Here is a 19888-nt window from a genome sequence, read left to right on the forward strand (position 1 = left end):
TAGAAGTGTTAATTTTTCATCATATAAACTCATGGGTTACTACATCGCTCCCCGCTTTTTGGACAAACTTGCTGTCCACATCACTAAAAACTTCCTGAAGCTTCCTGGCGTGAGAGTTCCTGTGATATTGGGTATTCATGGACGCAAAGGAGAAGGCAAAACATTTCAATGTCAATTAGTCTTCGAGAAAATGGGTATCGAAGTCACTAACATATCTGGTGGCGAATTGGAAAGTCCAGATGCCGGAGATCCAGCGCGGTTGATTCGGTTACGCTATCGGGAAACAGCAGAACTGATCAAAGTACGCGGCAAAATGTGTGTACTGATGATTAACGATTTAGATGCCGGTGCTGGACGCTTTGATGAAGGGACTCAATATACTGTAAACACCCAGTTGGTGAATGCCACACTGATGAATATTGCTGATAATCCCACAGATGTGCAGTTGCCAGGAAGCTATGATTCCACACCTTTACATCGCGTGCCGATTATTGTCACAGGTAATGATTTTTCCACCCTCTATGCACCGTTAATTCGAGATGGACGGATGGAGAAATTCTACTGGCAACCAGATAGAGATGACAAAGTGGGAATTGTCAAGGGGATTTTTGAAGAGGATGGACTGTCACAAAAGGAAGTTGAACAGCTAGTTGATACTTTTGTCAATCAGTCCATTGACTTTTTTAGCGCTTTGCGATCGCGCATTTATGACGAACAAATTCGCAACTACATTCATAAAGTAGGTTTTGAGCAGATATCCTTGAATGTGGTTAACAGCGTTAAAGGGCCACCAGAATTTAAAAAGCCAGATTTCAGGCTGTCTCACTTAATCGAGTCTGGTAACTTTCTGGTTGGCGAACAAAAACGGGTGGAAAATTCCCATTTGGTTGATGATTACAATCGACTAAATCGAGGTAGAAATTCTCAATCTGCACCACCTGCTGTTGTAACACCAATTAGTCAGCCGTCAAATGGCGCAACTCAAGAAGCAAAAACTAATGGATTCCAAAAACAGGAAGCATACAGTCCACATTTGACTCTAGATACACAAGCTCAAATTAGGGAATTATTATCTCAAGGTTACAAAATTAGTATTGAACACGTAGACGAGCGCCGCTTCCGCACAGGTTCTTGGCAAACTTGTGTTCATAGCCACATTGATGCTGATACTGATGCAATTTCAAATTTGGAGGCAACTCTGGCAGAATATAGTGGTGAGTATGTGCGCTTAGTAGGTATCGATCCTAAAGCCAAGCGGCGGGTGGTGGAGACAATTATTCAGCGTCCAGATGGAAACAATTAGGGGCAGATACAGCAGAATCCGAGAGTTAGGAATCGGAAGTTAATTCGACAGTTAGAAACTGCGTCTACACAGACAAAACCCGCGCAGGCGGGTTTAAAAAAGCTTTATTTTCTATTAGCTCATATCATTTCTGGGTAATTAGCTGCTAAAGAGATGATGTTTTAGCTATAGCAATCCCAATACTGTTTGGTTAAGGTAAGAGAGGCGATGAATCGCCGTCTCTACAAAGCCAATTTTAAATCATTTGCGAACAACAAGAAAACCTTAAATCCCCAACTTCTTAGGGATTTAAGATTGCAAATTCGATTCGCCAGGGTTGTTGTTAATTCTTAAACAACTGGAAACAATATGTTTCCTCAATTTGGTAGCTGAATTTTTTCTTTTACCTACAAGTCTTGGCTGAAACTGAGGTCATCGTTCTTAAATCGCCTGTAAATGCGGCTGTGTATTGATAAGGTGATGAACCAGAGCAATTCATGGAATTTGTATAGGTGTTACGGGGAGTCCACCATGACTGACCTTTCACAATCAAATTTGCACCATTCCATGATAGAGACTGGACAAGTAAAGAGTTAGTTTGTCCATTATCTGGCTTTTTAGAAGAGAAAAATGTGGCATAAGAAACCTGGCCATTATCTGGATTAATCCGGGCTATAACTGCGGCTTTTGGCCCGCCTCCACTACCATAGCTAGACAACCACCGACCACTGGCAAAGCGGCGAAAATCATTACCTGTCTGAGTGCCTGTGGCAGAGTAAATGCCATATAAGACATCCCTTCCATTCCAATACAATCCGTAACCTGTACCATCGTCATTTGTTGTCTCGTAATCATTACGACACCATGCTTTTATCCCATTATTGAAGCGGATAGTTACAGGGTTTTTGTTATTTGAGAGTTGCTCATAGCCAACGTAAATTCTTGCTGTTCCATTAACTACTTTGGGGCCATTTTTAGCTTTGATTGTCGCTTCACTATCATTGCAACTGAATGTCACAGCATTACCGATCGATGTATTTATGGTTTCGGCTAAAACTGGAGCAGTTTTTTGTGTGAAAACTAAGTCACCTACTAAAATTACAGACAAAGAAATGCCCGCAAAATACTTTTGTAATTTGCCAGAATAAATCATGTTATGAATCTGCCGAGACAAGGAACGAAAAACACCGTATCACTATAAACTCTAATTAGTATTTAGACAAGCAAAATGGTTGAAAACACCATGTAGTATGACTCTCAGTATTGCAAAATATTAGACAGGACTAAAAAATCCCCGCTCTAATATGTATGATGATGCATGATAGTAGCTGTATATAATTATTGTTTATCAAAGAGTGGGAGTAAATATAAAAAATTGCAATAGGTTATGCTTTACCATAAACAATTGCAGTAGTTGAGAAAATGATTTTAATCAGCAAAGTAGCCTTTGTTCATTCCCTACATCCGTTGTAAGAAGATTGCTTTGGCTGTGTCTTATGCTTTTATCTGGGCTGTATTAGATAGGTTTAGGATTTTCATCTGATACTTCTCCAGCAACAGCTTTCAGGCGGCTCAATCTGCTTTTACGAATCCTTTCGCTATCGCGAACCCCACCCGCCATTTCATATTCGCTGCTATCTTTGCCATATTTAAAAGCAACCCCTCTTACCATCTTGTCTGTAAGATTACTTAAAGTTTTTTCCATCGCATCAATTTTAGTTTTGGAAGAATCAATTACAGTTAAAGCAGTGTTATAAGCATCAAGCATAGTTCTTAACTGCTCAATTGCTTGATTCAAGTTTTGCAAATCGCAATCATCACCAAAACTCATGTTTGAATCAATTGCTTTTAGTCCAGCGGATCTCAACTTAGCTTTTTCGAGAACACGGGATGTACGTTTTTTACGAGACATCAATATACTCCTTAGAGAGGTTTCTAAAGCTACTTTGCCTTACTAAAGCTATTTTTGGGTTCAGTAAAATTAGTGAATAATTATATTTGTTAAAAAAATCTAAACCAATTTAAGTAATTTCTCTAGATTTGCAGTTTTTATCAGTTTTTATTTGCAATTGCTTTAATCTTGATGAGAAACATTGCGATGTTGATGAGGAGCATTGCAATGTTGATGAGGAGCATTGCGATGTTGATGAGGAGCATTGCAATGTTGATGAAGAACATTGCAATGTTGATGAAAAATATTGTAATGTTAATGAAGAATATTACAATGTTGATGCAAATAACAACCGACACAATCTATCGGTATACATCCATTACCTAATGTTGAAAATTCTTGCCTCGATAGCCGCCATTAACCCAAATTGTAATTAACTGACGGCAGAGATGCCTACAGCAACGCATACATCAGATAAAAACCCGGATTTCTGACCACATCATATTTCATGTAGAAGAAAACTTATGAGCGTAAGGCTTTTACTGGATCGATTTGGCTAGCCCGCACGGCGGGAAGCAAACTAGCTCCCACACCCACCAGTAGCGCTGAACCCACTGCCAGCACTGCAATTTTGCTATCAAACTTATAGGGCAAGTTAAAGGTATCAGTAATTACAACAGTCAATCCATGCACTACTCCCAGAGCTGCTGTTCCTCCTATTAGACTTAAAAGCACCGCCTCTAGAATAAATTGCAGCATGATTTCGCGTTGGGTTGCACCCACGGCCCGCCTCAAACCTATTTCAGCAGTTCGTTCATTTACCGAGGCAATCATAATATTGGCAATCCCAACACCGCCAACTAACAGCGTGATCGCTCCTACTGCTGTTAGACCTTGAGAAGCCATCTCTAGAGTTTTCTGCTGCTGTATAATATCTGATACATTATTCCAAAATTTAAATTTGTAACCTGGAAATCTTTGTAACAGTAACTCCTCTGCTTGGTGGCTTAAGTCTTCCACATCTGCAAGTGCATAAGGGCGCATTTGGATGCTCCCAATGTCCTGGCTACCAGTCGAAGCGTTGTAAATAGATATCGGCACATACAGTTGACCCGTCGGAGGTGCATTTTCATTTAGACTAGTTTTTACCACCCCGATGACGATATAGGGTCTGTTCCCAGCATAAATCAGCTGCCCCACAGGTTCTTGCTCGTGGAAAAGTTGTTCTGCCAGCAATTGATCGATTACGATTACCGGGCGGTAGTTGGCAAAATCTTCAGACGTGAAAAACCGTCCTAACACTAATGGTTTCCCTGAAGTCAGCAAAAAATCTTGGGAAACAGGTGACAAAGTTGGAGTAAATTCCTTGTCCCGAAATACAGTTGGCGTAGAACCAGCCCAATTAAAAGAACTGATCGCCTGTAAGCCCACCATTCGCTGTCGTAAGAATTCCATATCTTCCAACTTGAGTTGGGTAGCTTGACCACCAGAATCCCAATTTGGATAAACTGAAACTTGAGGCGCGCCTCGTTTTGCTAATTGTTAAGCGATCGCATCTCGGCTAATATTACCAACCTGAAGTGTAGCGCTGACAGCAGCCACACCCATAAATACCCCTAGAGTAGTTAGAGCAGAACGCAAGGGGTTTCTACCTAAAGAGTAAAAGGTAATATTTAATAAGTCAAAAGTTGAAAGAGCCATAATAATCGCTTTGCTCTAGCTTGGGGATTGGACAGAGGGGCAGAGGGGCAGAGGGGCAAAGGGGAAAAACTTACTGCAACTTCTCCCCTGCTTTCCCTCTTTCCTGCTCAAGAGCCTTAACTGGCAGCCCTGGCTTGAGTTTCGACTCAACGGGCGGCAGTATGACTTGTTCGCCGGGATGCAAACCAGAGGTTACTTCTACATTCATTAACCCCTCCAATCCTAGATTAATAGGGCGTTTTTGGGCTTGATTTTGGCTATCTAGAACCCATACAAAGGGATGTGCTTGCGATCGCACTATTGCCTCTGTCTTCAAAACTACTACGTTCTGCCGTTGCTGCAACACAACCTCGACATTTACCCTGCTACCAGGGAGCAGTGTGCGAGTCGGGCTATCAAGCTCAACCGTTGCGGGTACTGTTGATTGCTCTGATTGTTTTGAACTGCTACCATCTTGTTTTTGGGCTTCCGGGCTGAGTGCTTGAGGATACAAGCTTTGCACCCGTCCAGAGAATTTCTTGGCATTCGGCCCGATTGCATTAATGCGGGCAAGTTGGTTGACGCGGACTTGAGCCGCGTTGAGGGTAGAAAGCTGGAGTTTCACTAAGACTTTTCTGGGATCGCCCAAAGTGAGCAGATTGGTACGCAACTCGACCCCATCACCGTTTTCTACATTCACACCCAAGACTACGCCATTCAATGGTGCTGTTACAATATTATCCTGGAGTTGCTGCTGAATAAGTTGGCGCTCCAATTGCAAAGTCTGAATTTTGAGGGCGGTTGTACGTGCCTCTGCTTGACTATCTCGCAGACTAGCACGAGCAACGCGTACAGTATCTTCCTGTGTTTTGGCTTGTTCTTGGGCGATAGCTCCTTCTCGCACCAAGGGAGCAAGCCTCTGGAGTTGTCGTTCCTCGGCTGTTAATCGTTCTTGAGCCTCCATAATTTTCTGGCGACTACGTGCTAGGTTGATTTGCTCTTGTTGAATTTGCAACTGCTGATTGGTAAGAGCAATTTTTCGCTCAGGGTAGCGCAGGGTCAGCAGCACTTGACCAAGTTTTACCCTTTCACCAGGTTTTACCATGACTCGTTCGACTGCACCCTCTTTTGGGGACTTCAAGATTCGCTGTTCGCGTAACTCAACAGTACCGCTCTCATTGATTGTGGTTTCAATATTACCTCGCTCCACAGTTAGCAAGCGTACTGCTACTGGTTCGGGAGGTTGATTCAGAGCTAAGAAGTAGGTCAGCCAACCGCCAGCGCTAGCTAAAGCTAAAACTCCTGACCAGGCTAGCCATCGACTTGGGATATTAAATTTACCTTTTTCATATTTCCAGTTCATGACAACTCGATCCAGTGAGTTTGCAGTTCATTACAAGCGATGTCTACGACGGGCTATGCCTACGTAATTAAGTAGGTGGGTGTAAACATTTGTGGTTGGGATAAGGCAGGGTGCAGCAGGAAAGAGAGTTTTATTCTGGCGACGTATTTAATGTTGGAGAATCTCACAGTCAGAGAGCGAACACGACGAGGCGACTGTTGTCCAAAACGCGGCGGAAATTTGAACTGAGATAATTTCGCAGACCAGAGTAATAATCAAGCCACCAGAAGGCCGGCCATGCAATGACCATGAAACTTGCTCCCGCTTGGCGCATTCTTTCAAGTTCTTGGATGGCGATCTCGTCATCCAGTGGCGCTCCCCAGTACTGACTGTCATGTTCTAAAAAGGGCAGAGCATCGAATTCCGGCAGCATTTCACAACTCCATTGATTTTCATCGACCAAAATCAAACGTTTCCCGGCTGGAATCACAGATGCAATTTCCTGCATAGCAATCTGTAGGCGTTCTGACCAACTCAAATTAAGTTTAGGTATCAATTCAGACGTGAACTGACTGCGGCGCATATTTATATGTAATAGACGCTCTGCTAGCCACTGACGATAAGATGCATCCTCTGCACGGGGCGACTTTAACAAATAAGCGATCGCATCAGTACGTTCTGCCACCACAGCCAGCGATCCCAATCCTCCAGGGGAGTGAAAGCTAACTTGGGAATCCTGTTCAACATGGAACCGGACTTGAGCCAGTTCTTTAGCAATAAAGAAGAAATCGAATTGCGCTGCCATCCGCAAGTATAGATTCAAGTCTAGCAAGTACTTAGAGTGCGTTATGTCGAATCCCCCAACCGCTCTGAGTGCATAAGCGCGAAACATCACTGCACTGGTACGCAAAATCCATTTTCGCCCATCAACAATTTGATGGATGAAGTCTAGACCGGAGATTAGCCCTTCTGGTAAATGATCTGAAAGTTCTATACCTGTGACATGCAGTGTAGCACCGTTAATGTTAATAAATTCAGGTAGGCCAGCCGACAGACCAGCATGAGGATGGTTGTCCAATGCTAGGACAGACTCGTGGATGAAGTTGGGCAGCAGTACATCATCATCCGATAAGATGCTGAGATAGGGGCTAGTGTTTAGCTCAACACTTCGCTGCCAATTGCCAAATATGCCAATATTGACTTCGTTGCGTACATAAATAATTCGCGAATCTGTAAATGAGCGGACAATCGCCTCTGTATCATCATCAGAAGCATTATCTAATACAAGAACTTGGTAATCTTGATAGTCCTGTGCTAATACGCTCTCAAGGCTAGCTTTTAGTAACTCCGAGCGATTGTAGGTTGGGATTGCGATCGTAACTTTGCTTTCAGGTTTCATATCGTTCGGTAATAACGGACAGGCGGTATCAAGCTAAAATGCGTAAATCAAAGACAACCAAGCGCTCATTTTCCAAAACACAACGAAACCTAGTACGCAAATAGCGAGTAAATTCAACATAGTAGTCAAGCCACCAGAAGGCAGGCCATCCAAATACGATGAAACTTGCGCCTGCACCGTCCAATCGCTCGAATTCTTGAATCGCGATCGCATCATCTGCTGGTGGGCCCCAATAGAGACGATTTTTTTCTAGAAAGGGGATTGACTGACTATTTTCAAGTAGTTGATGTTGCCCGAATTCATTCATGTCAACTAAAATATATTCTTGTTCTCCTGGAATGAAAGGTTCTAGTTCTTGCCCCAAATCGACCATACTTTGCAGAGATTGATGATAAGAACCTTTCCAGTGTTCAAAAGCATCATCGATTTCAATGCCCTGCTCTTGTAAATACTCGCGCAGAACTGCCACTTCATTGTGATAGTGGTTAAGTCGCCAATTGTAAGTGCGCTTGCTAGTGCCATTGCAGGCATGAATGCGATACAAAGCTTGATATTCAGGAATGCGCTTGATGCTGCCAGAGAAGGGAGCAAGAATTGCTAGGTAGGAATCGGCATTGAATCGATAGCGGCTTTCCGGCAAGGGCAAAATCTTTTCTAAGTAGCTGCGCGACCAAGCATTGCCACTGGTAGGAGCGAAAATATGACCTTCTATACCACCTTTAATCTGGGCATCACGCAAATCTCCCTCTGACAAAGGATCTTCGGGAATTAACTTTCCTAACAGCTTGCCATGAGCGTCAACGGCAGACAGAGGCCAATGTACCTTAACCACATTTGGATCGTGCAGTAGTTCAACTGCTTTTCCAATAGCAGTAGGCAGTAAAACATCATCCGCATCCAAGAAGCAGATCGTTTTACCTTGGCTAATCTCAAACCCCGAATTGAATGCAGAGCCTTGGCCGCCATTCTCCTTTAACAGAGGGATAATCCGTTCTCCATAATCAGCAACGATCTGCCGTGAGTTATCCGTTGACCCATCATCAACCACAATTACTTCTGTCGGCTGATAATCTTGATTTAAAGCACTGTCTAATCGCTTCAGGCAGAAAATGCCCGTAGTTGTAGTTATTGATAATAATACTGGCTAGAGGTTTTTGCATGAGCGGAGGTCGAATATAATCACACAGTCATTTCGCAACACACAGGTTTGACGTAAATAGTCATAAAATTCAACGTAATAGTCCAGCCACCAAAAAGTGTGCCAAAGGAAAACGATCGCACTAGCACCTGTTTGATGCAGGCGGTTGAATTCTTGGATAGCTGTTTCGTCGTCTGTTGGTTGCCCCCAATACTGCCCGTTGTGTTCCGTAAAGGGGATAGTTTGGAAACCCTTGATGATTTCGTTACCGTTCAGGATGTCCTCATCGACCAAAATAAAGGATTCCTGCGGTGATATCAGAGCTTTGAGTTCTTCTCTAATTGCATGAAGCTGACCGATGCGATTCCGCTCCCTGACAAAATCTAAATCTGCGGTTACACGAACCAGATTCCACTTTTCTTGAATGCGATCGATCTCGTTGGTAGCTTGTTGAAGATCCCATCTTTGGCAAAAATAGTCGAGTTCATCTAGATGGGGAGGATAAGGATGCCAAAAATGAATAACAGATTTTGGCTCAAACACAACTGGAATTTTGGCATTATATAAAGCCAAACTAGAATCAATCCAATCTAGATAAATAACATCTCGATCGAAAGGATTAACTTTGTCAAAAACACTCCGGCGATAAAGCTGACAGTGAGCCTCTCCAGACAATTTTATCGTCCGGCGATCGCAACCTCGATCGAGTTGGAGATCGCCTGTAGGTGGCAGAATTTCCCATTTAACTCCATTGGTTGTTTGCACTGGCTGAACTTGACCCAGACCAGAGTCCCAGTGAACTTTTGTTTCTCCTGGAGGCCCTTCAATAATACGTGGTATTGCCACATCTGCGGGATGCTCTTCACAGGCGGCGATCAGATGGGATAACCAGTCATCCTCAACCAGAACATCATTTTCTATGAAGCAGACAAAATCATCTTTGGTTTCTTGAATCACCAAGTTTTTTGACTGGTTAGGCATTAGGTAATCATTCGCGTGAATGATTTTGACATTGCTACGCCCTTGTAGCACCTGTTCTATCTGCTGCCAATATACCTTTGGGGTGTTGCAGTCCACCACAATCAGGTTAAAGGGGATAGAGGTGTAATCAAAAATCCTCTGCAAAGATTCAGCAGCTAGGGAAAATTGTTCGCGAGGAGAAAAGCCAATAGTTACTGTTGCCATAATTAATATCTCCTAAACTCAATGGCAGTTAGTTCATTGCCGCCTCTAAAAGAGACGACAGAACTTTATCTGAGTCAAAATATTCCTCTGCTAACCTTCGTGCTGCATACTGATGTCGCTCATAGTCAGCGTTGATGGCTTCTACACCTTTGACTACCTCCTGTTGGTCGCAAAAAGTTAAAATTCCTTCTCCGATGGGCAGCCAATCGCTTAAGCCTGTGTCTTGAACTAGAATTGGCTTACCGGAGGCGAGGTAACAAACGCTGCGATCGCTAAACCAGCCACCTTTGGTAACGACATAACCTTGTTTTGCGACTCCAAACTCAGCGCGTGATGCTTGAACGAATTTCTGGTAAGACTCTGCTGTAAAGGACGCCAGCCATCCGGGAATCACCTCCCAGCCATACTGCGATAGTTCATCAGGGAAGCCGCCGCTTAAGGCAATCCGAAACTGCTGTTTAGTGAGTTGCGGTATATCTATAAACTTTAAAAACTCTTTATCCTTATTGCCGTAGGTGATTCCTTCGTATACTACTTCCCGATAACTGTGCCATTGCATAATCGAACTGAAGTGGGTGGTGTCATTGTCTTCAATTACTGGCCAGTAAGGCAGTGCTACTGGAGGTAATGTTTTGAGCCAATGCCTACCCTTTGTAGGGATGAGACAATCTTCAGCATCAATGCGTTGCCCAATTGTGAACAGGCGATCGCAATGTTCGATGGTGTTGATTAATTCCCCATGACCGCAAGCAATGTTAATCTGAGTGAAACCGGGATCGGCATCAATATAAATGCGGCGCTGCGGCAAACCATATTCCTCTCTCCAGAGAGAAATTGGTGAGCCACGGACAATCATCAAATCAGCTTGGGAACAGATGTCTTTAAACTCATCAACCTCCATGCCAACAGAGCGATCGCCTGCGCGGTAAATCCATTTGTTTGCAAAGCCAAGCGGTTCCAGGCAGTTTCTTACATAATTGGTGGAATAGTCTAACTCGGTTGTGAATTCCTCAGTCTGCCAGTTATAAACCCACGACTCTAAACCGCATTCTTCCAAGTAGAAAATATCATGTCCAAGGGCACGCAGACCCAGAAGGTATTGTAGGTCAGACCAAGCGTTGCCCCCTATGGGAAATCGACCGATAGCACTAGCAAAAATTATAATCATCGTACCTCAGCTCTTTCTAACTCGTTTTGAACTGTAAATTCCAGTTCGTGCTGGAGATTGAATACAACAAAATAATTGTTTTCTAGGATGCAATCGAACTTTGATCTTAGATAGTCGTAAAACTGGGAATAGTGATCGAACCACCAAAATGAAGACCAAGCGAAAACAATAAAGTTGGCTCTTAATTGGCGCAACCGCTCTAGTTCCTGAATGGCAGTGCTGTCATCTGCAGGTAAACCCCAGTATTTTCCTTCGCGTTCCAGAAAAGGTATAGTTCTCCACTTGGCAAAAGTCTCTTTACCGAGTCTGTCCTCATCAACGAGAATAAAGGTTTCTTCTTTGGAAATAATGGTTTCCAATTGTTTTGTCGATTGTCTAACCTGTTTTAGCCAGCGTGCTTCAGAGCCTTTGCGATAAGCTTTGGCAAGTTTTGAACCAATAACAGGTAAGTATTCAGTCGCAACAATCAAATCGCGCCCCAAATTTTGTTGATGATTTTTCGCCCATTTGGCTAGTTCACTGTAGCAAAGTAAGCGATCGCGCCAACTCAAAGGCGCTCGATTGATGCCTGCCATATATTCGGCAAACATCCTCCAGGATGGAAAAATCAGCTTTCCAGCCATTTTTGGGTCGAACCAAACAATAGCTTTATGAGGTTGGCGATAATCAAAGGCCCGCGAGCCTCGCTGACTGTGGTCTCGACTGTAGAAGAGATATTCAGGAATTTGATAAAATCTTCCATAAAGACTTAATTCCGCAAGTAAAGGCAGATCGTGGGCTGGATAATTTCCCAGCAAAGGAGTTTTGTTCAAAACATCTGCTCGAATTAACCCTGATATGGGATTAGAAGACTGAAAAATTTCCTCGCTAATAAACTCCCGAAATCTTTTGTAGGGAATTGTTGAATTGATTTCTGCGTTGGATTTTAATTGTTTGAAAGGTTTTCCTTGAGCATTAATAGTGATTGTCTTGGCATGACACAAGATAATTGTTGGTTCTCGATCGAGAACTTTGACACATTCGGCTATAAAAGTCGACGCACACACATCATCGTGATCTGCCCATTTGAAATATTCGCCAGTAGCCATTTGAAACACACGATTGAAATTGTCGGCAGCTCCAAGGTTTTCTGAATTACGAAAGTAACGAACTCGCCGATCTTGAGCTACATAGACCTGACAGATTGCTTCAGTTCGATCGGTCGAAGCGTTATCCGAGATGATTAATTCAAAATCATCAAATGTTTGATTCAGAATAGAATCAATCGCCTCTTTGATAAAATTTTCTCCGTTATAAACAGGAAGACCAATACTTACCTTTGGTGATTGAGTGTTCATTTTTTATTAATCTCTCATATTTATTTGAAATTTGTTAAATGCTTTGATTAGCTGATGATTTCTCTTTCTCCATAAACAGTCAGGGAAATGAAGATATATAAGGTATATTCGTGGTTAAAACTGTCTCCAGTAGTCGAGGTAACACCACTTTGTAACTGAAGAATTGCTCGGCTAATTCCCTTGCTGCCTGACAGTGAGCCAGATAATTTGTATTGACGCGCTCGATGCAACCTACCGCTTCTTCCAAGGATGAAAACGCCAACGCACCGTGCCCCGTGGGGAGCCAATCGCTAAATCCGGTATCTTGTAAAATGACGGGACGACCAGCAGCGAGATAGCAGACGCTGCGATCGCTAAACCAACCGCTACGGGTTTTTACATAAGCCTGTTTGGCAACGCTAAATTCTCCACGAGAGCTAGTCAGATAAGTTATGTAGGTTGACAAACTAGCGCTAATTTCCTTACCATCTCGAACTAACCAACCTGCTGCCTGTAGAGATTTCGCAATCTCTGCTATTTCTGCGTCCTTGCCAGCAAGAGCGAGTTCGAGTTTCTGCGAACAGTAGCTAGGGAGTTCCAGCAGGCGCATGAATTCCCGATCTTTTTGTCCATAATGCTCACCTTTGTAAGTCACGCCTCCATAAGCATTCCAATTGGCAATTGTCGTGAATGGTAAATTTGCGCGTTCTTCGCCACTATCTTCTGGAGTAAGTATCGGGGTTTTCCATATCTCTGGCACAACAGGCGGTACAGTGGAGAGCCATTTAATTCCATCACTCGGTATGCCGCAATTGGGTTGCCCAATATTAACGCCATAACTAAAGTAGGCGTGATACTCATTGCGACCTTCGGCAGCGAATGTCCCAATCTGGGTAAAGAATGGGTCCATATCGATTAAGACTCGGTGTTTACATAAAAGAAATTCAGATAACCAGCAAACTCCACCGATATTTAATAGCAGATCCGCCGTTTTGAGCATCTGCTTTATTTCTTGCCAATCTGCACCGTGGACAGTTCCTGTGTCACGATTTACATAGCACACTGTCGCATTTACCCCATAAGTGTTTATTAGTGTCTGGACTGCCTGCAAACCAAAGTGGGGATCATCATTGAAATTGTGGTTGATCGGGTTATAGCAGGACTGAGACCAGCCGCTTTCCTCCAGGTATAAGACTTCATGCCCCAGATTATGTAGCCCTAACACATAGTGAAAGTAGGCTAAGAGATTGCCAGCTACTGGATGTCGAATCATATATCCGCAAACAACAATGCGTGCCATGCTTATAACCCCGCTCGCTCCATGAGACTGCCAATCACTTTCTCTGCGGCAAAGTACTCTGAGGCAATTTCACGAGCTGCTTGGCAATTGCCTTTGTAGTCGCTTTCGATCGCGTCCACTGCCTCCAGAATATCTTCCATAGTGTTGAATGCAAATAATCCCTTCCCCGTGGGCAAGAACTTGCTAAACCCTGTTTCTTGGGTGATTACAGGACGCCCTGCTGCCAGATAGCAGGCAGAGCGATCGCTAAACCAGCCACTATGCAATCGCGTGTATTGATCCTTAGCTACAGTGAATTCTGAGCGCGATCGCTGGATATAATTGCGGTAAGAATTCAGATTTTGGGAGAGTTCCATTGAATCTACCTGGCTCCAACCGTGTTTTTGCAGCAGGTATCGGACATCCTGACTGACATCAGCAGCCGCAATCTCAAACTGCACTGAGCGCTGGTGCGGCAGATCGATAAATTTTTCAAACTCGCGTGCCTTTCGCCAGTAATAGGTTTCACCCTGATAGGTAATGTCTTTACCTCCCTTATTGTCCCAGGTAGTAATGGTGTTGTAAGCGATGCCTGGGGTGTTATCTGACGTGTGCCACAAGTCCATCACAATCGGTTGACGAGTCGGCAACCACTCAAAGCGAGCAATTGGTATTCCACAATCAGGCGCACCCAGATTTTCCCCAAAGCTAAAGTGTGTATCATGGGCTTCTAGGTCAGCAATTAAGGTTTCGTCTCCCTGAACAACCCGAATTTGAGATCCAACTGGATCAGACTCAACATAGATGCGGCGACGACAAGCTAAATGTTCCTCACGGATTTCTTGAGCGCCAGTTACATTCAAGAATGCGTCTGCTTCGCTATATAGCTTTAAGATTTGGGCTTCGCTCATCCCATAACACTCACCCCCTGGATAGTGGCCGCGAAATGCCCAACGCTCTTTAAAGCCATAGGCCTCCAAAATTGGTGCGACTCGCTTAATGTTCTCGGTAGCGTCTGGAGATAAATCGTTGATTAGGGGGTTGTAAATCCAGCGTCCTGAATCTTCGATGTAGTAGGGGTCATAGCCGAGTTGACGCAGCCCAAGCATATAGTGGAGAAATTGATAAGTTACTCCTGCTAGGGGATACCAGAACAAAATCCCGAAGACAATAATTTTTCCCTTAGTAGGGGGTTTACAGTTCATGCTTGCTACCTCCAGCCTCTAACTGCCGAACGATCCGGGCAGGATTGCCAGCCACAACGGTGTACGGTGGAACATCCTCGCTAACAACAGATCGGGCACCGACGATCGCCCCTTCACCGATTGTCACCCCCGGCAAAATACAGGAATCAAATCCAATCCAGACGTTATCTTGAATCCAAATTGGTTGGGCTGGGACATCGGCGCTAGAGAATTGAGAAAGTTGAGACGATGCTCGTTCTAAAATTTTTCGTCGCTTGGCAATGTCGAATGGTAAACGGTAGGTATCCATTAGGACAACTTGCCAGGAGATCAAAGCATAATTGCCAATCTTCAGTTCGGCATCGCAGACGATACGGGCACCGTGAATCAATGCATATTCCCCCACCTTTACCTGAGCGCGGGAACCTATGTCAAACATAGTATCTTTGTATACAGCAGAACCTTTACCCAATCGTAGCCCTACTGGCAATTGGCTGCGGTAAAGTTTAAAGCTGAGGCTAGTCTCAATATAAGTGTCGTCTCCTAAAACAACATTGTCGGGAATTGTTCCCGGATACCAGTCCCAAGGCAATGTTCGTGTGGCATCCATTAGGCTTCTACCTCCCCAATCACCTGGGCTGGATTGCCCATCACCCTGCTACGTGGTGGTATATTCCGTGTCACCAATGCCCCAGCCTCAATCCAAGCTCCGGCACCGATGCGAACTCCTTTGAGGATCGTGACATTAGGGCCAACCCAAACATCATCCTCAATGATCACCGACTGGCATATCACAGGAGGGCGGAGCCGTCCTTTTCCCAGAGGAGAGCAGGCGATCGCATCTGCAATTCTTTCTGCTGGTGCGATCGGATGAAAGTCAGTGTCAGCGATCGTGGTATTCCATCCCAAAACCACATAGTTGCCGATGCAAATTTCCTGTTCGCAAAGCAGGATGACACTAGTAAAATAGCAATAGTCTCCAATCTCAACCCTAGCAGTTTTGCCCAGCGCAAAGTGTACATAATCCAACGTGCAGTTTTCTCCAACGAGCAACGCGGGGTTGATGCGGCTCTGGAAGCGAGCAAAACAGCGCTCATCATGGTTGATAACACTGTTGAGTCCCACCTGGACATTGGATGGAAGAGCTATTGTCTGGCTAGGTAAATCATTCACAAATTCAGAGGAGCGCTGCATGTTGTAATGCGAATCAAGGTGGGTTGGTAAACGGTCTGTTAGATTGTGAAAAACGAGTATAATTTCGTCATAAAATTAATCAATATATCAGTGTTTTAATCCTCGGATATTTTTGACAATTGCTGTAATTACCTCTTTTAAAATGCTTTAAATTTCTAGGCTGATGCTGGTTGTGTTGAGCCGAAGTGTAATTTATATAGCCTGTTGTAATAACCACTAACTGCTAGCAACTCCTCGTGAGTTCCCATCTCTACTACTTTTCCCTGATCCAAAACTACGATTCGGTTGGCTCGTTGAATTGTCGAAAGGCGATGGGCAATAATAAACGTAGTCCGTCCTGCCATCAGTCGCTCTAATGCTTCCAGCAGCAGAAACTCGGTTTGAGCATCCAGGGCGGAGGTGGGTTCATCCAGAATTAGCACTGGAGCATCTTTGAGTAGGGCGCGGGCGATCGCTAACCGTTGTTTTTCGCCTCCTGAAAGTGTGGCTCCGCGCTCACCAATTACCGTGTCATAACCTTGAGGTAATCGTTGAATAAAGGTGTGAGCATTCGCAGCTTGGGCGGCTTTGATGATCGCTTCGCGGCTAGCATTATAGCAGCCATAGGCAATGTTCTCTGCGATCGTTATCGGCAGCAAAAACGGCTCTTGCAGCACTAGGGCAATCTGCTCGCGCAGGCTTTTCAGTTGCACACTTTGGATATCCACGCCATCAAAGAGAACTCGTCCCTGCCAGGGGTCAAAAAAACGCAGGATCAGCGAGACTAGGGTAGTTTTGCCAGCACCTGTTGCACCTACTAGTGCGATCGTTTCTCCGGGTCGCGCTTCTAAGGTAATTTCTTGGAGAACGGGATAGTTAGGTTCGTAACCAAAGGTGACTTTCTCTAAACATACGTGTCCGCGTCCTCCTGCTGGATGAGCAGGCAATGGTCTGGCAGCAGGGGCATCTTGCACCCCATCTTTAGCATCTAAAACTTCTAACACTCTACGAGCACTAGCAGCCGCTGCCGCAAAACTGGATGATATATAAGCTAGAGTCGCCATCGGCACGTACAGGGAGGCGAGATAAGAGAGAAAGACCAGCAAAGAACCAATTGAGAGTGACCCATCCAAAACCTGGAAGCCACCATAAGCCATGATTGCTGCTGTTCCGACTGCGGTTACGCCTCCTACCCCAACTTTGAATTGCATTTGGGCAAGGATAGAGCGTACATAAGCTTGCAGGGCTTTTTGACACAGGTAGTGAAAGCGCTCATCTTCGTGTGCTTCACGTCCGAATGCTTGAATAATCGGTAGCGCTGTCAAGGTCTGCTCACTCAACGCCACGATCTCACCTTCAAATTGTTGATATTGATAGGTTCGTTCAGTCATGGGCTGGTTAAAGACCCAAATTAGTAACATTATTAAAGGAGCAATCATCAGCGAGAGCAGTGAAAGCAGGTGATTAATCTGCCACATGACAGCGAACATTGCTACCAAATTCACCAGGGAAGTAAGCACGGGCAGAAAAACCCCCATCGCCAGATTCTGAATGCAGATGCTGTCAGTCATGACTCGTCTGACCAGATCGCCAGCTCGCTGTTGGTTGTGGAATCTCAAAGAAAGATGCTGTAAGCGATCAAACAGTGCTGCTCCCAAGTCATAAACCATCTGGTTGCCAACACCAGCTCCAACATATTCCTGTATCAGCCGAACCCCCTCACTGGATAAAAATAGAATGATTGTGGCACCTGCTAACCAACCGAGCAACTGAATGTTAGATTCACTGCCAGGCAAGGTTTTGAGCCAAACAACGCTATTTGGCAGCGATTGGTTGTTCAAGACGCAATCAACGATCAACTTCAAAGGCCAGGGCTTGAGTACATTCAGCCCTACATTAATCAGCATTAGCAGCATGACAAACGTGAGTCCGTGCCAACGAACCAGGGCGTAACGTGCCAGTCGCAGCCACCACAGTTTCATAAAACGACCTCCTGCGGCGGTTTGGAAAACTGCAAGGAGTGCAAACGATGATAGAAACCACCGACAGCCAGTAACTCTTGGTGCGTTCCAATCTCCACAACCTTTCCTTGCTCCAGAACCACAATTCGATCTGCTCGTTGAATTGTGGAAAGTCGATGGGCAATGATAAACGTAGTCCGTCCTTCGATCAGGCGATCTAAAGCTTCCAGCAGTAAAGTCTCAGTCTGGGCATCCAGGGCAGAAGTAGGTTCATCGAGAATCAGTACTGGCGCATCCTTGAGCAGGGCGCGCGCGATCGCTATTCGCTGTCTTTGTCCCCCAGACAGGAGCGCTCCTCTTTCGCCAATCGGGGTGTCATACCCTTGGGGTAACTGTTGGATGAAGTCGTCCGCCTTGGCCGCTTTGGCTGCTGCGACAATCTTCTCTAGGCTTGCTTCTGGACACCCGTAGGCAATGTTCTCTGCCACCGAGAGCGGCAGCAAAAACGGTTCTTGCAGCACCAGGGCAATTTGCTCGCGCAGGTTTTTCAGTTGTACATCTCGGACATCCACCCCATCAAAGAGGACTCGTCCCTGCCAAGGGTCAAAAAAGCGGGGAATCAGGGAAACTAGTGTACTCTTACCAGCACCTGTCGCGCCTACTAGTGCGATCGTTTCTCCCGGTCGCGCTTCCAGGGTAATTTCTTGGAGGACGGGATAGTTAGGTTCGTAACCGAAGCTGACTTTCTCTAAACATACGTGTCCGCGTCCTCCTACTGGACGAACTGGCAATGGTCTGGCATCAGGGGCATCCTGCACCCCATCTTTAGCATCCAAAACCTCTAACACTCTATCTATATTGGCATCTACAGACTTTAGGCTCCCATAGATGCCAAACAGACCCTTAAATGCTCCTTGTATAGACTGTAGGTATGCGAGGAAGACGAGCAGGCTGCCGATACTCATAGCCCCCAATAACACCTCCTGCCCGCCCACATACAGAACGATCGCAGTACCAATCGTTGTCACAGTACCATTTGCCACACCATAAACACTCTTGAGCAGAGTTTCGCGTTGTGATAAAACAACTGCGTCTGCCGCTAAATGCTCAAACTGCCGGGTATTGTAACTCTCTCTACCAAATGCCTGGATCATCGGGATTGCTGTTACCGTTTGGTGGACAAAGCTGGTTAGGCGCGACTGAGCTTCGCGGTTAAGTTTTGTCCGGCGCTTGAGTCGAGAACCAAAAACAAGGGCTGAACCACCCATCATTGGTGCTACGAAAAGCGAAAGCAGCGTTAGTAAAGGACTCAGATTCCAGGCGACTATGCTAATAGTTGCTAACGTCAGCAGGTATTGCACAGGTGAAATCAGCAAAGCACCGCTCAAGGTGTAAACACAATAGGTATCTCCAGCCAGACGGCTGAGGGAATCACCCACAGTCCGTTGGTTATGGAACAGCAGTGAAAGGCGTTGCAAACGATAGAACAGTTTTTGGGCCAGTTCGTAGACCATACTTTGTCCGGCAGCGCTCCAGGCCCAGCTGAGGCTAGTTTCCAAGGTAGCGTTTAGAGCATAAAGTCCAAGGCTACAAACAGCGGCGACAACAACCAGTAGCGGCGGTGTGAACGTCAAGTGAAAAGTCCCCAAGAATGAGTGAACCAGCGGGGGGATAACTGCCTGACCGAAAGCATAATCCACCAGGATTTTCATTGGCCAAGGTTGAAGTGTGGCGGTGGCTGAAGTGCCAGCCGTGAGACCGAGGATTGCGATTAAGGTTCGCCACTGGCGCAGCGGATATCGGAGCATCTGCCCGTATCGATGCATTATTGCTTTGATCTCTTGCCTCACTTACAGATTTACCTCTCGTCTGGTCATTTGCTTACTGGAG

17 protein-coding genes and 1 pseudogene are annotated in these 19888 nt (G+C 45.1%); 1 reads left to right on the forward strand and 17 read right to left on the reverse strand.

Features of this window, described 5'->3' with window-relative positions:
* Positions 1-31: 31 nt before the first annotated feature.
* Complete coding sequence (locus ACFE93_RS17300; RefSeq protein ID WP_375474527.1) at positions 32-1303, forward strand: ribulose bisphosphate carboxylase small subunit; 1272 nt, start codon at positions 32-34, stop codon at positions 1301-1303.
* Positions 1304-1685: 382 nt separating this feature from the next.
* Here the strand turns inward: ACFE93_RS17300 and ACFE93_RS17305 are convergent, their stop codons facing one another.
* From ACFE93_RS17305 to ACFE93_RS17385, 17 genes and pseudogenes are all read right to left on the reverse strand, one after another.
* Complete coding sequence (locus ACFE93_RS17305) at positions 1686-2435, reverse strand: hypothetical protein (RefSeq protein ID WP_375474529.1); 750 nt, start codon at positions 2433-2435, stop codon at positions 1686-1688.
* 363 nt (positions 2436-2798) lie between these two features.
* Complete coding sequence (locus ACFE93_RS17310; protein ID WP_375474531.1) at positions 2799-3194, reverse strand: hypothetical protein; 396 nt, start codon at positions 3192-3194, stop codon at positions 2799-2801.
* A gap of 501 nt (positions 3195-3695) precedes the next feature.
* Positions 3696-4079, reverse strand: a complete 384-nt coding sequence (locus ACFE93_RS17315) for an ABC transporter permease (protein WP_375474582.1) — start codon at positions 4077-4079, stop codon at positions 3696-3698.
* 96 nt (positions 4080-4175) lie between these two features.
* Positions 4176-4676, reverse strand: a pseudogene (locus tag ACFE93_RS17320) (ABC transporter permease); the annotation flags it as partial.
* A gap of 39 nt (positions 4677-4715) precedes the next feature.
* Positions 4716-4874 carry a hypothetical protein gene (locus ACFE93_RS17325; RefSeq protein ID WP_375474533.1) on the reverse strand — a complete coding sequence of 53 codons (159 nt, stop codon included), beginning with the start codon at positions 4872-4874 and terminating at the stop codon, positions 4716-4718.
* Positions 4875-4944: 70 nt separating this feature from the next.
* The gene (locus ACFE93_RS17330; RefSeq protein WP_375474535.1) at positions 4945-6216 is read right to left on the reverse strand and encodes an efflux RND transporter periplasmic adaptor subunit; all 1272 of its coding nucleotides are present in this window, start codon (positions 6214-6216) and stop codon (positions 4945-4947) included.
* A gap of 169 nt (positions 6217-6385) precedes the next feature.
* Positions 6386-7594 carry a glycosyltransferase family 2 protein gene (locus ACFE93_RS17335; protein WP_375474537.1) on the reverse strand — a complete coding sequence of 403 codons (1209 nt, stop codon included), beginning with the start codon at positions 7592-7594 and terminating at the stop codon, positions 6386-6388.
* Between the two features lie 28 nt (positions 7595-7622).
* Positions 7623-8642 (reverse strand): glycosyltransferase family 2 protein, encoded by a 1020-nt coding sequence (locus ACFE93_RS17340; protein WP_375474539.1) that lies wholly within the window; start codon positions 8640-8642, stop codon positions 7623-7625.
* 96 nt (positions 8643-8738) lie between these two features.
* Positions 8739-9917 carry a glycosyltransferase family 2 protein gene (locus ACFE93_RS17345; protein WP_375474541.1) on the reverse strand — a complete coding sequence of 393 codons (1179 nt, stop codon included), beginning with the start codon at positions 9915-9917 and terminating at the stop codon, positions 8739-8741.
* Between the two features lie 28 nt (positions 9918-9945).
* Complete coding sequence (locus ACFE93_RS17350; protein WP_375474543.1) at positions 9946-11085, reverse strand: glycosyltransferase; 1140 nt, start codon at positions 11083-11085, stop codon at positions 9946-9948.
* A complete protein-coding gene (locus tag ACFE93_RS17355; RefSeq protein ID WP_375474545.1) occupies positions 11082-12422 on the reverse strand; it encodes a glycosyltransferase family 2 protein in 1341 nt (446 codons plus the stop codon). The genes ACFE93_RS17350 and ACFE93_RS17355 overlap by 4 nt, the downstream gene beginning before the upstream one ends.
* Positions 12423-12501: 79 nt before the next feature.
* Positions 12502-13701, reverse strand: a complete 1200-nt coding sequence (locus ACFE93_RS17360; protein WP_375474547.1) for a hypothetical protein — start codon at positions 13699-13701, stop codon at positions 12502-12504.
* 2 nt (positions 13702-13703) lie between these two features.
* Positions 13704-14885 (reverse strand): glycosyltransferase, encoded by a 1182-nt coding sequence (locus ACFE93_RS17365; RefSeq protein ID WP_375474549.1) that lies wholly within the window; start codon positions 14883-14885, stop codon positions 13704-13706.
* A complete protein-coding gene (locus ACFE93_RS17370) occupies positions 14875-15474 on the reverse strand; it encodes an acyltransferase (protein WP_375474551.1) in 600 nt (199 codons plus the stop codon). The genes ACFE93_RS17365 and ACFE93_RS17370 overlap by 11 nt, the downstream gene beginning before the upstream one ends.
* Positions 15474-16058 carry an acyltransferase gene (locus ACFE93_RS17375; RefSeq protein ID WP_375474553.1) on the reverse strand — a complete coding sequence of 195 codons (585 nt, stop codon included), beginning with the start codon at positions 16056-16058 and terminating at the stop codon, positions 15474-15476. Before ACFE93_RS17375 ends, ACFE93_RS17370 begins: the two co-directional genes overlap by 1 nt.
* A gap of 155 nt (positions 16059-16213) precedes the next feature.
* Complete coding sequence (locus ACFE93_RS17380) at positions 16214-18019, reverse strand: ABC transporter ATP-binding protein (RefSeq protein WP_375474555.1); 1806 nt, start codon at positions 18017-18019, stop codon at positions 16214-16216.
* Positions 18016-19824: an ABC transporter ATP-binding protein gene (locus tag ACFE93_RS17385; protein ID WP_375474557.1), complete on the reverse strand. Its 1809-nt coding sequence runs from the start codon at positions 19822-19824 to the stop codon at positions 18016-18018. The genes ACFE93_RS17380 and ACFE93_RS17385 overlap by 4 nt, the downstream gene beginning before the upstream one ends.
* Positions 19825-19888 lie beyond the last annotated feature (64 nt).

It is taken from the genome of uncultured Nostoc sp., from assembly GCF_964247315.1.
Lineage (GTDB): Bacteria > Cyanobacteriota > Cyanobacteriia > Cyanobacteriales > Nostocaceae > Nostoc.

Excerpts from the sequence above, each read along its gene's own strand:
- ACFE93_RS17370 (WP_375474551.1), bottom strand. The coding sequence starts at position 15,474 with ATGGATGCCACACGAACATTGCCTTGGGACTGGTATCCGGGAACAATT.
- ACFE93_RS17345 (WP_375474541.1), bottom strand. The coding sequence starts at position 9,917 with ATGGCAACAGTAACTATTGGCTTTTCTCCTCGCGAACAATTTTCCCTA.
- ACFE93_RS17305 (WP_375474529.1), bottom strand. The coding sequence starts at position 2,435 with ATGATTTATTCTGGCAAATTACAAAAGTATTTTGCGGGCATTTCTTTG.
- ACFE93_RS17325 (WP_375474533.1), bottom strand. The coding sequence starts at position 4,874 with ATGGCTCTTTCAACTTTTGACTTATTAAATATTACCTTTTACTCTTTA.
- ACFE93_RS17330 (WP_375474535.1), bottom strand. The coding sequence starts at position 6,216 with ATGAACTGGAAATATGAAAAAGGTAAATTTAATATCCCAAGTCGATGG.
- ACFE93_RS17380 (WP_375474555.1), bottom strand. The coding sequence starts at position 18,019 with ATGAAACTGTGGTGGCTGCGACTGGCACGTTACGCCCTGGTTCGTTGG.
- ACFE93_RS17310 (WP_375474531.1), bottom strand. The coding sequence starts at position 3,194 with ATGTCTCGTAAAAAACGTACATCCCGTGTTCTCGAAAAAGCTAAGTTG.
- ACFE93_RS17315 (WP_375474582.1), bottom strand. The coding sequence starts at position 4,079 with ATGGCTTCTCAAGGTCTAACAGCAGTAGGAGCGATCACGCTGTTAGTT.
- ACFE93_RS17350 (WP_375474543.1), bottom strand. The coding sequence starts at position 11,085 with ATGATTATAATTTTTGCTAGTGCTATCGGTCGATTTCCCATAGGGGGC.
- ACFE93_RS17385 (WP_375474557.1), bottom strand. The coding sequence starts at position 19,824 with ATGCATCGATACGGGCAGATGCTCCGATATCCGCTGCGCCAGTGGCGA.
- ACFE93_RS17375 (WP_375474553.1), bottom strand. The coding sequence starts at position 16,058 with ATGCAGCGCTCCTCTGAATTTGTGAATGATTTACCTAGCCAGACAATA.
- ACFE93_RS17355 (WP_375474545.1), bottom strand. The coding sequence starts at position 12,422 with ATGAACACTCAATCACCAAAGGTAAGTATTGGTCTTCCTGTTTATAAC.
- ACFE93_RS17300 (WP_375474527.1), top strand. The coding sequence starts at position 32 with ATGGGTTACTACATCGCTCCCCGCTTTTTGGACAAACTTGCTGTCCAC.
- ACFE93_RS17360 (WP_375474547.1), bottom strand. The coding sequence starts at position 13,701 with ATGGCACGCATTGTTGTTTGCGGATATATGATTCGACATCCAGTAGCT.
- ACFE93_RS17365 (WP_375474549.1), bottom strand. The coding sequence starts at position 14,885 with ATGAACTGTAAACCCCCTACTAAGGGAAAAATTATTGTCTTCGGGATT.
- ACFE93_RS17335 (WP_375474537.1), bottom strand. The coding sequence starts at position 7,594 with ATGAAACCTGAAAGCAAAGTTACGATCGCAATCCCAACCTACAATCGC.